General features: G+C 69.6%; 12 protein-coding genes. 4 read left to right on the top strand and 8 right to left on the bottom strand.

The features are described from left to right. Positions 1-12: 12 nt before the first annotated feature. The 6 genes from exaC to EGT67_RS08740 form a co-directional block, all read right to left on the bottom strand. Positions 13-1,536, bottom strand: coding sequence for an acetaldehyde dehydrogenase ExaC (gene exaC, locus EGT67_RS08765; RefSeq protein ID WP_127915667.1), 1,524 nt, complete (start codon positions 1,534-1,536; stop codon positions 13-15). Between the two features lie 111 nt (positions 1,537-1,647). Next, on the bottom strand, positions 1,648-2,967 hold the full coding sequence (locus EGT67_RS08760) for a helix-turn-helix domain-containing protein (RefSeq protein ID WP_127915666.1): 1,320 nt from the start codon (positions 2,965-2,967) through the stop codon (positions 1,648-1,650). Positions 2,968-3,029: 62 nt separating this feature from the next. Next, a complete protein-coding gene (mftG, locus tag EGT67_RS08755) occupies positions 3,030-4,517 on the bottom strand; it encodes a mycofactocin dehydrogenase MftG (protein ID WP_127915665.1) in 1,488 nt (495 codons plus the stop codon). Between the two features lie 2 nt (positions 4,518-4,519). Beyond that, positions 4,520-5,917, bottom strand: coding sequence for a mycofactocin biosynthesis glycosyltransferase MftF (gene mftF / locus EGT67_RS08750; RefSeq protein WP_127915664.1), 1,398 nt, complete (start codon positions 5,915-5,917; stop codon positions 4,520-4,522). A 73-nt stretch (positions 5,918-5,990) separates the two neighbouring features. Further along, positions 5,991-6,671 carry a mycofactocin biosynthesis peptidyl-dipeptidase MftE gene (gene mftE, locus EGT67_RS08745; RefSeq protein WP_127915663.1) on the bottom strand — a complete coding sequence of 227 codons (681 nt, stop codon included), beginning with the start codon at positions 6,669-6,671 and terminating at the stop codon, positions 5,991-5,993. Between the two features lie 150 nt (positions 6,672-6,821). Continuing rightward, the gene (locus EGT67_RS08740) at positions 6,822-7,445 is read right to left on the bottom strand and encodes a hypothetical protein (RefSeq protein WP_127915662.1); all 624 of its coding nucleotides are present in this window, start codon (positions 7,443-7,445) and stop codon (positions 6,822-6,824) included. A 316-nt stretch (positions 7,446-7,761) separates the two neighbouring features. Here EGT67_RS08740 and EGT67_RS08735 point away from each other — a divergent pair, with 316 nt between their 5' ends. The 4 genes from EGT67_RS08735 (at position 7,762) to EGT67_RS08720 (ending at position 11,250) form a co-directional block, all read left to right on the top strand. Then, positions 7,762-8,253 carry a VOC family protein gene (locus EGT67_RS08735; protein ID WP_127915661.1) on the top strand — a complete coding sequence of 164 codons (492 nt, stop codon included), beginning with the start codon at positions 7,762-7,764 and terminating at the stop codon, positions 8,251-8,253. A gap of 89 nt (positions 8,254-8,342) precedes the next feature. Further along, positions 8,343-9,143 (top strand): mycofactocin-coupled SDR family oxidoreductase, encoded by an 801-nt coding sequence (locus EGT67_RS08730; RefSeq protein ID WP_421958108.1) that lies wholly within the window; start codon positions 8,343-8,345, stop codon positions 9,141-9,143. A gap of 1 nt (position 9,144) precedes the next feature. Further along, positions 9,145-10,029 (top strand): aldo/keto reductase, encoded by an 885-nt coding sequence (locus EGT67_RS08725; RefSeq protein WP_127915660.1) that lies wholly within the window; start codon positions 9,145-9,147, stop codon positions 10,027-10,029. Positions 10,030-10,332: 303 nt separating this feature from the next. Next, positions 10,333-11,250 (top strand): alpha/beta hydrolase, encoded by a 918-nt coding sequence (locus EGT67_RS08720; protein ID WP_127915659.1) that lies wholly within the window; start codon positions 10,333-10,335, stop codon positions 11,248-11,250. Positions 11,251-11,269: 19 nt separating this feature from the next. On the opposite strand, the gene EGT67_RS08715 is transcribed toward EGT67_RS08720, so the two are convergent. Beyond that, positions 11,270-13,228 carry a mycofactocin system FadH/OYE family oxidoreductase 2 gene (locus EGT67_RS08715; RefSeq protein ID WP_127915658.1) on the bottom strand — a complete coding sequence of 653 codons (1,959 nt, stop codon included), beginning with the start codon at positions 13,226-13,228 and terminating at the stop codon, positions 11,270-11,272. Positions 13,229-13,241: 13 nt separating this feature from the next. After that, positions 13,242-14,054 (bottom strand): mycofactocin-coupled SDR family oxidoreductase, encoded by an 813-nt coding sequence (locus tag EGT67_RS08710; RefSeq protein ID WP_127915657.1) that lies wholly within the window; start codon positions 14,052-14,054, stop codon positions 13,242-13,244. Positions 14,055-14,059 lie beyond the last annotated feature (5 nt).

Below are 14,059 nucleotides of genomic sequence, written 5' to 3'. Positions count from 1 at the left end.
GGCGCGGGTCCGTCAGAAGAAGCCTTGTGCCTTCGCCGTGTAACTGACGAGCAGGTTCTTCGTCTGCTGGTAGTTGTCGAGCATCATCTGGTGATTCTCGCGGCCGATGCCGGACTGCTTGTACCCACCGAACGCCGCGTGCGCCGGATACCGGTGATAGGTGTTGGTCCACACCCGGCCGGCCTGGATGGCGCGTCCGGCGCGGTATGCGATCGTGCCGTCCCGCGTCCACACGCCCGCACCGAGGCCGTAGAGGGTGTCGTTCGCGATCGAGATGGCCTCGTCGTAGTCGGCGAACGCCGTCACCGACACCACCGGACCGAAGATCTCCTCCTGGAAGATCCGCATGTCGTTGGTGCCGGTGAAGATCGTCGGCTGCACGTAGAACCCGCCGGACAGGTCGCCGCCCAGTTCGGCTCGGCGACCACCGGTGACCAGGCGGGCGCCCTCGTCCTTACCGATCTCGATGTACGACAGGATCTTCTCGAGTTGATCGTTCGACGCCTGCGCGCCGATCATCGTCTCGGTATCGAGCGGATTGCCCTGCCGGACGGCCTTGGACCGCACCTTCGCGAGCGCGAGGAACTCGTCGAAGATGTCGGCCTCGATGAGCGCCCGGGACGGGCAGGTGCACACCTCGCCCTGGTTCAGGGCGAACATCGTGAAGCCCTCGAGCGCCTTGTCCTGGAAGTCGTCGTTCGCGGACAGGACGTCGGAGAAGAAGATGTTGGGGCTCTTGCCGCCGAGTTCGAGGCTGACCGGGATCAGGTTCTGCGCCGCGTACTGCATGATCAGGCGGCCCGTGGTGGTCTCGCCGGTGAACGCGATCTTGCTGATCCGCGGGCTCGCGGCGAGCGGCTTTCCTGCCTCGACCCCGAATCCGTTGACGACGTTGACGACTCCCGGCGGAATCAGGTCGCCGATGACCGACAGGAGGTAGAGCACCGAGGCGGGCGTCTGCTCGGCGGGCTTGAGGACGACGGCGTTGCCCGCCGCCAACGCCGGCGCGAGCTTCCAGGCCGCCATGAGGATCGGGAAGTTCCACGGGATGATCTGCCCGACGACGCCGAGCGGTTCGCGGAAGTGGTACGCGACGGTGTCGGCGTCGATCTCCGACAGCGTGCCCTCCTGCGACCGGATCGCGCCCGCGAAGTAGCGGAAGTGGTCGATCGCGAGCGGAATGTCGGCCACGAGGCACTCACGAATCGGTTTGCCGTTGTCCCACGATTCGGCGAGCGCGAGTCCCTCGAGGTTCTCCTCCATCCGATCGGCGATCTTGTGCAGGATCAGTGCCCGTTCCGCGGCCGACGTCCGTCCCCACGCGGGCGCCGCGGCGTGGGCCGCGTCGAGTGCCGACTCGATGTCCTCCGCGGTGGAGCGCGGAACCTCGCAGAACGGCTGACCGGTGACCGGAGTCGGGTTCTCGAAGTACAGGCCCTTCACCGGTGGCACCCACTCGCCGCTGATCCAGTTGCCGTAGCGCGATTCGAAGGCCATCAGTGCATCCGGTGAACCCGGACGGGCGTAGATGCTCATCGGGGACTCCTGTCTGCGCTGCCACACTGACCAGAGGGGCGTGCCACAGGACCCTAAGCATGCGTACGTTGCAACCGCGTTGCGGAAGTGGTCACAAGTGCGCGTCGGACGCTAACGCCACGCGCCCCCGCCGAACCGGCGGTCGAGCAGGCGCACATGCGCCTCGACCTGTGCGTGCAGCGCCGAGGCAGGGTCGAGCGTCAACAGGTACGCGGCCCACGCCGCCAGGTCCTGGCGCCCGTGTATGGAACTGGTCCAGGTCGCGAGCAGGCGCGTGTTCCCGGCCCTCAGCACGGTCGCCCGCATCCGCGCCCGGAGGTCGTCCCGGACCTCCGCGACACCGGGCGCCTCCGACCCGGCCAGGACCGGCCTGTCGTACAGGCGCAGCGCCGACGAGACGTCCCCGCGGTCGAGGTACGAGCGGACCTCACCGACGTCGGAGTCGAGCGGGGTGAGCAGCCGGTACGGCCGCGAGCCCAGTCGGTGCGCCCCGAAGACCTTGCGCAACCGCGACATCTCGGCACGGACCGTGACCGCGTCGAGTTCCACCTCGTCGAGCAGCACCGCGAGATGGTCCGCGCCCAGCCCCTCCGGATGCTCGGCCAACAGCAGCAGGATCTCCGCGTGCCGGCGCGGCAGTTCGTGGCGTTCACCGTCGACCACCAGCGCGGGGCGTTGCGAGCCCAGCACCTCGAGCCGCGGGGTCGACGTCGACACCGGCGACGGCGACGCGAGCGCCTGCAGCCGGAGTTCCGACTCGACGGCCGCGGCCGTCGCCCGGACGAGGGCGAGCGCCTCGGGCACCGCGACCCGGGGTCCGCCGGTGATGTCGAGCGCGCCGATGATCCGACCGGTGGCCGGATCGTGCACCGGCGCCGCCGAACAACTCCACGCGTGCATGGCCCGGTTGAAGTGCTCGGCCGCGAAGATCTGGACGCTGTGATCGAGCGCGAGCGCAGTGCCGGGCGCGTTGGTGCCGACCCGCTCCTCGCTCCAGTCCGACCCCTCGACGAAGTTGATGTCCAGCGCACGGTCCTTGGCCGAGGTGTCGCCCTCGATCCACAACAGCCGGCCCGCGGCGTCGCTCATCGCGACGAGCAGACCGGTGTCGGCGGCGTCCTCGACGAGGAGTTTCCGGACGACCGGACGGATCGCTGCGAGCGGGTGCGCGGCGCGGTACTCTTCGAGCGCCCTGCCGTCGAGCACCACCTCGTCGTCGACGAGGTCCGGGCTCACACCGTTTCCGCGACTTCGCACCCACGACGCGTGGACGACGTCGCGCACTGTTTCCGTGTCTTCCGTGTCGGTCTGAACCGACTCGACGAACCGCTGATGAGCCCAGGAGGTGCGCTCGGCAAGCACACCGACGTCATCGCCCGGTCGCACCGCAATCCACGGATTGCGCGGCGGTCCGGGTTCACGCTGTGCCATCGGCGCCTCCATCCCGCACCAATCCCGCCTGTCACCTCAAATTCGGGCCAACTGTAGCGCTTTCAGAAGAAGGTGCTGGCGCGTTCAGCCACCATGACGGCCGTGGCGTGCGGTCCGCGGCTGGGGACGGACGGCAGGATCGAGGTGTCCACGACGAACAACCCGTCGACGCCGTGCACTCGGCACCGGTCGTCGACCACCGACGAATCCTCGTCGGAACCCATCCGGCAACTGCCCGACAGGTGCAGCGACGTGCCGAGATGATCGGCCAGCCAACTGTCGGACATCTCGATCGGCTCCGGATCGACGAGCCGGCTCATCGGCCCCACGTGCATGAGGTCGGCGGCCTGGGTGACCGCCTCGCGCAGCGCCCGCCGGTCCTCGGCGGACTCGAGATAGCGGTACGCCACCCGCGGCGCGTCGGCGGGGTCGGCAGACACGAGACGGATCTCGCCGCGGCTCCGCGGCTTCATCAGGACCACCCCCAGGCACGGCTTCCCGATTCCGGATCCGGGGACGAGGTCACCGAACGACGCTGTGTAGGGGCGCATCTCGATGTCGTCGGTGTTCAGGGTCACTTGCAGCGCCGGTGTCTGCCGGGTCCGCGCGACCGGCCGGCGGTACCGGTACGGCACCACCACCTCGGGGTGGTCGGTGAACTGGGCGCCCACCGCCGGCAGGTCCGCGACCACCGGGACACCCAGCCCCGACAGGTGCCGGGCGTCCCCGATGCCGGACAGCATCAGCAGGTGCGGGGTCGCGACGGCGCCGGCGGTGAGGATCACCGTGGACGTGCGGATCATGCGCACGCCGGAATCGGTGGCCACCTCGAGGCCCACCACCCGCGCACCGGAGAAGAGGACGCGGGTGACGGTGGTGTCGGACCGGACGGTGAGATTCCGGCGGCCGAGGTTCGGCAGCAGGTAGGCGGATGCCGGACCCACCCGGACCCCGTCCCGGATGTTCAACGGCACCGGACCGATCCCGTGCGAACCGGGGGCGTTCTTGTCCGGGTCGTCGGGATGCCCGGCGGCGTGCGCGACATCGGCGAACGCGGCGCTGATCGGGTGCCACCGCTCGGGCGGTTCGCGCCGGACCGGGATCGGGCCGCTCGCCCCGTGCCACGGGCCGGTGAAGTCCGCGTCGGTCTCGAGCGCCCGGAAGAACGGCAGCACATGCTCGTACGACCATGACTCCGGCCAGTGGTCGAAGTCCTCCACCCGCGCCCGCACGAAGTAGCCGCCGTTGACCGCACCCGAACCGCCGAGCACCCGGCCACGGGCGATCCATCCGGACCGACCGCTCGTCAACTCCACCGGATAGGGCCAGATCCAGCGACTGTCCGGCCCCACCGGCAGGACACCCGCGTCGACCAACTCGGGCGGGAACTCCGCCGGAATCCGATGACCCGGTCCGGATTCGACGAGCACGACGTCCCGATTCGGCTCCTCGCTGAGCCGGCCGGCGAGGACGCTCCCGCACGAGCCTCCGCCCACCACGACGACGTCGGCGGATTCCGGGAACTCCGGGGACCCCGCGGCGGACGCCACGGTCAGTTGCCGATGCGCGGTTCGAGCGCCCGCAGATCCCGCGCGCGGATCGCGCCCTGCCACAGGCCCGCCCCGTACGCGACGTCGTCGAGGCGCTTGAACGCGGTGTGCCGCACCGGCCCCAGCCCGCCCGGTTCCCGGTGCGTCGCCCAGTCGACGACGCCCTCGGCGACCGCGACCGTCAGCACGAGCCGCCTGATGCGGCGCGACACGAGCATCGCGAGCAGGGTGACGGGCCAGTACGAGCGGCACATCGCGGACGCGAGCTGCCATGCGCCGTTGCCGAAGCCCCGCGCCGCGAGGACCGCCGCGATCCGGGTCGGCTCGTCGAGGTCGGCGAACGTGCGGCGCAGACGCAGCACGGTGACCAGCGACGTCGTGAGGCTCGCGAGGAGCCCGATCCGGGTGCAGCTCGCGGCGGCGAGGACCGACATCAGCGTCCACTTCGACATCGCGACGGGCGGGACCATGCCGTCGTGCCGGGCCGCGAGCGGGGCCGCCCCGGTGCCGTAGAACATCTTGCGGGTGAACCACTTGCCGAACGAGACGCGATGGTCGTGCGCGACGTGGGCGACCGGTTCGTAGCGCAGCCGCCAGCCCGCCTCCTGCAGCCGCCAGCACAGATCGACGTCCTCCGCGACGTGCATCGACTCGTCGAATCCGCCGGCCTCCACCAGCACGTCGCGGCGCAGCAGCATCGCCGCGCTCGGCACGTACGACACCGGGCTGCCGGAACGAACGGCGGCCTCCTTGCGGCCGAGGTCGAGCGACGAGCGCGTGTGCTCGTAGCGGGCCAGCGCCGCCCCCTCCGGCTCGAGGGCGACGATGCGCGGCGCGACCAGGGCGACGGCCGGGTCGCTGAAATGCCCGAGCATGCGCTCGAGCCACCCCGTCCGTGGCACCACGTCCGAGTCGAGGAAGGCAACGAAAGGGGTTTTCGCGGCACGGAATCCGGTGTTACGCGCGGCGGCGGGACCACGGGAGCGCGCGTGCCGCAGGAGCGTCACGTGCGCGGTGCAGCCGGACAGGTCCGGCAGCTCGAGCGGGACCGCCGATCCGTCGTCGACGACGATGACCTCGAGACCACGGAGCGCGGGGACGAGGCGCGCGATGCCGTCGACGTTGTCGCGGAGCGGCACCACGACCGTGACGTCACTCGGGGACGGCGTGCTCATCGGCCGCGGGTTCGCGATCCCGGAGTCGAGCAGCCTGCGAGCGACGACGGCCGTCTGCGAATCGACCACCTCGAGGTAGCCGTCGCCGATCATCTCGGCGGCGGCCGGAGCGAGTTTGAGCATGCGCATCGGCGAACCACCGATGAGAACCCGGCCGCCGGAGTAGGCGCGCACCTTGGGGTCGATGCGGATCCCGAACCCATCGGGCAGTCGCGGCTCGTGCATCAGACGATGGTAGAGGCGAATCGGACGTTGGGCAGAACTTGCCGCAAAAAACCCGGGCGTTTCACCACAAGGTTCACAAGAGCCGCCCATCGGGCCGCGGCGTCCAGCCGGCGACCGCCTTCCGTGAACGCTCGACCAGGGCGTCGAACAACACACGGCCTTCGTCCGCCGAGGCCCCTGTCGGGTCCCCGAGGACGCCGTTCGCGGTGGCCGCGAGCATGCCACCGGACCTCAGCCGCGGCAGCAACTCCGCGATCGGCGCGGTGTTGCCCGGCTCGGCACGGTCCATCGCGACGTCGTCGGGCGAAAGGTGCAGCAGCAGGGATGTTTCCGTCCGCCCCGCGTGTGCGTCGGCGCCCGGCACCGCGCACGGCAGCCAGACGACGTCGCGACCCTCGTACCGGAGCAGTTCCACCGCCTTCACCAGCGCCGGACCGTTGCCGCCGTGCCCGTTGACGAACACGACCCGCCGCGCCCACCGGCACGCCGACCGGCCGTACTCGACGAGCAGCATCTCGAGCGCCGCGCTGCCGAGCGAGATCGTGCCGGCGAACCCCTCGTGCTCACCGCTCGCGCCGTACGCGATCGCCGGTGCGCACGTGACGCCGGGCAGGGCACGGGCAACGGCCGACGCGATCCGGGTGTCGGTGTCCAGCGGCAGGTGCGGGCCGTGCTGCTCGAGCGAGCCGACCGGGACCGCGACGGTCGAGTCGTCGCGCGGCACATCCGGCCAGGGGGTGCGGGCGAGGTGCATCGGTCGATCGTATGCGGGCGCGTCGGACCGATCCGCCGCGTCGGCCGCCGACTCCCGCCGTCGGCGCGCGCCCCGATGCGGCGGGGCCGCTGCCCTCCGGCCGAATCCGGCTATGGCACAGGACAGTTGACCAGGCTCAGCCCACCGGGATCAGCGACGGAAGAGCGCCGCGGCCGCGAGCCCGTCGCGCAGGTGCTCGTAGTCTCCGACCATCGCCGCCCGGAGAATGGCCTCGTCCATGTCCGGTCCGGCTGCGAGCAGCGCCTCGAGCGCGGCCTCGTCTCCCCGCACCGCGGAGCCGAGCAGGTCGTCCGAGGCCTGCTCGAGGAAGTCCGCGAGGGTGGAGAGCGCGGACGTCGACTCCTGCGACGGCCCCGGCGCCAGCATCATCGGCGCGACACGCATCGGATCGTGCCCCACCGCGGACCACCGTCCGCCGTCGTACCCGTACGCGAAGTTCAGAATCTCGTCACCTGCGGCCGACTCGAGCCACCAGGCGTCCGCCCCCTGATCCTGCAGGACGGTGCGGTCGCCCTCGAGGTCCGGATCGGGGTAGTCGCGATCGAAACCGAAGATCGCGGCCCGGCCGTCCGGGAGCGCGAGGAAACGGAAGTACGACCCGCCACCGTCGTGGTAGGTGACCCGATCGACCTCGACAGCGAAGGCGTACTCCAGATCGGAGAAGGAGAAGACGGCCGCGTGGGCCGCCGCCCATGCCGCGAGCATCCGGTGAACAGTGTCCGGATCCGGTAGATCGACCTGCGTCTGTGCCATGGCCGGACCGTAACGCGCACCTCGGACATCCGCCCGAGCACGCTTCAGCCGTGGACGTTGTCCGCGAGCAGCCTTCCCACGACACCGGTGTACCGGGCCGGACGTGATCGTGTTCGGGGCCGATCTCGCGCATCGCGGATGTCCCGAAATTGCTGGTTGAACCTTCATTCAGCGGGCTTTTGCCACATTGCACATGGCGGTCGAGGGATCGAGTCGAACGAACTCACCTTGAATTATATCCAGATTTGAACGATCATTCACTACCGAGTCCGGCGCAGACTCTTTCGCTTGTCGCACGCCCACAGGGAGGATTCTGATGGAACCGTTCACTGCACCCGAGACCGACTTCGGGCTGGGGCGACTGCATCACATCGGCATCGTCGTGCCGGACCCCGAAGCCGCAGTCCGACACTTCCGGGATCTCTACGGCCTCTCGATACACCTCCTGCCGGAGTCGCAGTACCACTGCCGGATCGACGGTCTCGAGCACTCGACGGCGCAACGCCTCGGCCTCACCATCGACGGTCCCCCGCACGTGGAGTTGCTACGCGAGGTTCCCGAATCCACTGTGTGGCAGCATCGGTCAGGGATTCACCACTTGGGGTTCGTGGTCGACCATCTGGCCCTGGCCTCGCAGGAACTCGAACGTCGAGGCGCCCCGCTGTGGATGGGGGGCCTTCGCGACGGCCGATGCCCCGTCGGCACCGCCTATCACAGGGATGCCCTCGGCCTGACCATCGAACTCCTCGATCGCGCGACCGCGGCACGGTTGGCCACCCGACTGAGCGAGACCCGGGGCCGCCCGTAGTCGTAGTCGCAATAAAGGACGAACAACCGGCCCGAAACACCAGTGACCACCCAGTGGAACAAAATCCTTTTCACGCCTGGAGGCCTTTTATGAGAATGCAAGGAAAAGTCGTACTGGTTACCGGAGCGGCGCAAAGTCAGGGGCGCAATCACGCAGTAGCGATGGCTTCGGAAGGTGCGGACGTCATCGCGATCGACCTCTGCCGCCAGATAGATCTCGTCCCCTACGCGATGGGGACCGGCGAGGGGCTTGCAGAGACCGCGCGCATGGTCGAAGCCACGGGACGACGCGTGCACGCCGCCGAGGTCGATGTCCGCGATCGACGCGCACTCGAGCGGGTGGTCACGGACGGCGTCGAGCAACTGGGGCGGCTGGATGTCGTCGTCGCCAACGCCTCGATCTGCACGGTCCAGCGCCACGAGGAGGTGACCGACGAGATCTGGAAGACGACGCTCGACATCAACCTCACCGGGGTGTGGAACACCTGCGCGGCATCCATCCCGCACATGGAGTCCGCCGGCGGCGGGAACATCGTCATCACCGGTTCGACGGCGAGCACGGTCGGGTTGCCGTTCTACGCCCCATACGTCGCGTCCAAGCATGCGCTCACCGGACTGTGCAGGTCGTTGGCCCTCGAGCTTTCGAACCGCAACATCCGGGTCAACATGATCAACCCCACGGGCGTCGACACTCCGCAGGGGCACTCGCAGGTGCTTCCCGCTCTCCTGGCGGAGCGTCCCGACCTCGCGCCCATCTTCCTCAACTCACTGCCGGTCGAACGGATCGACGCATCGGACGTCACCAACGCGTTGATGTACCTCGCGTCCGACGATGCCCGGTACGTCACCGGGATCTCGCTCCCCGTCGACGCCGGCTCGACCATCCGCTGACATGAGCAGCACACACACTCCCGTCCGCCGACTCGGCGATCTGCGGGTGCCGGCCATCGGATTCGGATCCATGACGATCACCCAGGTCCCGGGATACGACGTCGAGCGCGGACGCCGAGCGGTACATGCGGCGCTGGATGCCGGTATCCGACTGTTCGACACCGCAGACGTGTACGGGCCCGCCGGTGGAGGCGACGGCGTCAACGAGTCGGCGCTGGCGGACGCGCTGCGGACCTGGCCGGGGCCGCTGGACGACGTCGTGGTGGCGACGAAGGGCGGCCACCTCCGGTTCCCCGAGACCGACACGTGGTGGATCGACGGAAGTCACGGGCATCTGCGGAAGGCGTGCGTCGCTTCGATCCGGCGGCTCGGTCTCGACCCGCTACCGCTCTACCAGCACCACCGACCGGATCCTCGCCTGCCGTACGAGGAGTCAATGCTCGCGCTCCGTGCACTCCACGACGAGGGATTGGTCGCTCGGGTCGGGATCTCCAACGCCGACGTCCACCGGATCGACGTCGCGCAGCAAATCCTCGGAGATGCCCTGGTATCGGTGCAGAACGAGTACTCCCCCGCGACCAGGTCCGCCGAAGCGGAGATCCGAGCGTGCGAGGACCGCGGGCTCGCCTTTCTGTCGTGGGGCCCCTTCGGCGGCATGCGTCAGGCGAAGAGCTTCGGTGGCGACGGTTCCCCCTTCGATGCAGTGGCACAGGCTCGCGGGGTGAGCGTCCACCGCGTCGCTCTGGCATGGCAACTCCACCGATCTCCGGTGGTGATCCCGATACCCGGTGCGTCGCGGCCGGAATCCGTCGCCGATTCGTTTGCCGCAGCCACACTCGACCTGACCGCCGACGAACTCGCGCTGCTCGACGCATCCCACGGATGACCACTGCCCGGGCCGGACTTGGTACACGATCCCGAATCGATTCGTGGACAAAAGCTCTCGCGGATCGAGATCTCTGGGAAGAAGCCTCCCGATCGTTGGGACGACGGTATTGCGGCCGTGAGCGGCTTCCTGCGAGGCTGAGCGTCACGGCGAGATCGGTGTCGTCGCAGCCTCGCCGAGGTGTCTGCGCTTCGACGCAGCGCCCGGTGCGCCGCTACCGGGGATTCGAGATGTCGAATACGAGAAAGGAATTGTGACGTGGGAGTGGATCGCCGAACCGACTTGCACCCCGATGTGGAAGCCATGCTCGATGTTCTCGAGTCAGGCTTCCCGGACGTCACGAAGCACCCGGCTTCGGAGCTTCGTGAGATCATCGCCTCTCGCCGGGCGCCGCTCACGCGCACGCCGGACTTGGCGATCGCCCGCGACGTCGTCATCGACGGCCCGGGTGGGGACCTGACGCTGCGTGTGTACGTCCCGCACTCCGAGTCGAACGATCCGCTACCGGTCATCGTGTTCGCCCACGGTGGCGGATTCGTGTTCTGCGACCTGGATTCCCATGACGAATTCTGCCGTTCGATGGCGGAGGCCGTCGACTCCGTGGTCGTCTCGGTCGACTACAGGCGCGCACCGGAACACCGGGCGCCCGCTGCCATGGAAGACGTCTACGCCGCTCTGCTGTGGGCCTCGGAGAACGCCGGCGGGTACCGCGGAGACCCGGACCGGATCGCGATCGCCGGGGACAGCGCCGGCGGGAACCTCGCGGCGACGGTTGCCCTGGCGGCGCGGGACCGCGGTGCTCCCCGGATCACCGCGCAGATCCTCGTCTACCCGGTCATCGACGACGACTTCACGACCGAGTCGTACACGAAATACGGGGTGGGCTACTACAACACCACCGATGCGATGCGCTGGTACTGGGACCAGTACGCGCCCGACGACAGGTCGAGCGAACTCGTGGTTCCGACCCGGGCCGCGACGCTCGCGGGCCTCCCTCCCGCCCTCGTCGTCACGGCCGAGTTGGATCCTCCGTGCTCGGCGGGCGAGCACTACGCGGAACGCCTCGCGGACGACGGGGTGCCGGTCGTCGCGCATCGCTTCGACGGCCTGTTCCACGGCTTCCTGACGTTTCCGAAGCTGTCGCTCACCGGTCCGGCCCGTCTCGAGCTGTGGCAGTTGATCCGGCGCGTGCTGAAGACGGGCGAGCAGTCGGCGAGCTGAGAGCCTCGACCGGTCGGTCCTACAACGACACCGCCACCCGGTGTCCCTCGAGCACCGCGGCATGCGACCGTCGCGGCGTCACGGCATCCCCGACGCGGTGCACCTCGAACGGCGGCGAAGCGCTGCCCGACAACACTTTCCACAGCCCGTCCTCGGGTTCCTGATGGATCGCGCACACCACCCAGTCGAACACCGCCACGTCGTCGCTTCCGGCCAGGTGATCGGCCGACGTGACCCGCACGGCATCACCGTCCGGCACCGCCGCGGTCACCGACAGATCGGTCCGCTGCTCGATCCCGGCCCGGTGCGCGCGCTGCTGCCAGCCCTCCATGTCCAGCGTGATGCCGAGGTCCTGGCCGACGATCATCCCCGCCGCCGCGATCGTCACCGCGCACCCGCGGGCGGCCAACGTCTCCGCGACCGACGGCCCCTGCTGGAAACCGAGTTCGTCGACGACCAGCACCCGACCGGCCGGGGCAGCAGCGCCTTCGAGCACCTCTCGGGCATGGACCACCCGCGGGCACTGCCCCGCCCACCCCGGACGCACCGGTCGCGCACCGGTCGCGACGACCACCGCGTCCGGGGACTCCGCGGCCAACGACTCGACCGTCGCCTCGACACCCGTCACGATCCGCACACCGCGGCGCACGCACTCGCGCTCGAGGTTGCGCACCAGATCCCCCAGTTCGCCCCGACCGGACGCCGACGCCGCCACCCGGATCTGCCCGCCCACGACGTCCGCGCGCTCGAACAGGGTGACGCGATGCCCGCGCTCGGCCGCGGTCGCGGCCGCCGACAGCCCGGCCGGGCCGCCACCCACCACGACCACCCGCCGCCCCGTCGGCGCGGGCGTCGGCAGCGTCACCGATTCCCTTCCCGCACGCGGATTCTCGACACAGCCGAGCCAGCGGCCCAGCCCCATGCGGCCGACGCACTCCTGATTGCACGACAGGCACGTGCGGATCTCGTCGTCGGCGCCGCGACGCGCCTTGTCGACGAACTCCGGGTCGGCGATCTGCCCGCGCACCACACCCACCAGGTCGCACCGGCCGTCGGCGAGCGCACGCTCGGCCTCGGCCGGCTCCTTCAGCCGCCCCACCCCGATCACCGGCAGCCGCACCGCCCGCCGGATCGCGTCGGAGATGTGCAGGGCGTACCCGCGCGGTGTCGCCATCGACGGCTCCACCAGGTGCAGCGTCGCGGTGGCCATTCCCATCGTCGTGTTGACGTAGTCGACGGCAGCGGTCGCCTCCACCAGCCGGGCGACCGCGACCGCCTCGTCGAGCACGATCCCGCCCGCCACCCGCTCGTCACCCGAGAGCCGCACGCCCAGAACCAGGTCCGGGCCGATCGCCTCCCGCACCGCCGCGATCACCTCGAGCAGGAACCGTGCCCGATGCTCGATCGGGCCGCCGTACTCGTCGGTGCGCCGGTTCGTGCCCGACGCGAGGAAGCCGCGGATCAGCGACGACTGCGAGCCCTGCAACTCGACGCCGTCGAACCCGCCGTCCCGGCAGTGCCGCGCCACCGTCGCGTATCCCGCGACCAGGTCGGCGATCTCGCGGCGGTCGAGCGCCTTGGGCACCTCCCGGAACAACGGGTCCGGGACGGGACTCGGCGCCCACAGCGGGCGCCGCGAGTACATACCGGAGCCCTGCCCGCCGTTGTGATTGAGCTGCGCGAGGATCACCGCGCCGCGACTGTGCACGGCGGCGGTGATCTCGCGGTAGCCGTCCACCACCTCGGGCCGGTAGCCGTGGATCACCTTCTCGTACGGCCAGTCCGACGGATGGACACACTGCTCCTCCGTGATGATCATCCCCGCTCCGCCCGCGGCACGCGCCGCGTAGTACGCGGCGTGCTGCGCGGTGGGCAGCCCACCGTGCGCGTAGTTCGTCAGGTGCGCGGTGAACACCACCCGGTTGCGCAGCGTGTGCGCACCCAGGCGGAGCGGGGAGAACAGCAGCGGATGACGCATGGACGTCCTCGCGTCAGACCTTCGTGTTGCCCTGATCGAGCGCGACCTGGCTCGCGGTCACCGTCTTGGAGCCGTCACCGGCCAGCCACATCACCGCATCGGTGATGTCGTCCGGATCGGCGATGGGCTTCTCGGTGAGGATCGGGGCGAAGCTCGCGCCGTAGTGCGGGTGCTTCTGCAGGATCACCAGGCTGCCCTGGTCGGTGCCCATGGGCGTGTTGACGCCGTACGGGTGGATCGAGTTGACGCGGATGTTGAACTCGCCCAATTCCTTCGCGGCGGCCTGCGTGAGACCGACGAGACCGAACTTCGACGCCGCGTAGTGCGCCTGACCCGGCAGGCCCTTCATCCCGGCCACCGAACTGACGAGGATGATCGAGCCGCCCCGGCCGCCCTCGATCATCGTCGGCACCGCCGCCTTCAGCGTCTTGAACGCGCCCGTGAGGTTGATGTCGATCAGGGTCTCCCACTGCTCGTCCGACATCTCCCAGAAGCGGTTCCAGTTGCAGATGCCGGCGTTCGCGATGACGATGTCGAGCCGACCGAACTGCTCCACACCGGCGTCGACGACGGCCTTCAGTGCGGCACTGTCGCGGACGTCGGCCTCGCGGGCGTAGATCTTCGCGCCCTCGGCCTCGACGAGGCGGACCGTCTCCGCGAAGTCGTCCGCGGTCGCCGCGTCGTAGGTGTTGTCGTCGGTGACGCTCTTGCACACGTCCACCGCGATGATCGCGGCACCCTCCCGCGCCAAACGCACCGCATGCGAGCGACCCTGACCGCGCGCCGCACCGGTGATGAAGGCGACCTTGCCGTCGAACTGTCCCACAGTGA

It is taken from the genome of Prescottella agglutinans (assembly GCF_004011865.1).
Taxonomy (GTDB): Bacteria; Actinomycetota; Actinomycetes; order Mycobacteriales; family Mycobacteriaceae; genus Prescottella; species Prescottella agglutinans.
This window is presented reverse-complemented; position numbering and strand designations above follow the sequence as displayed.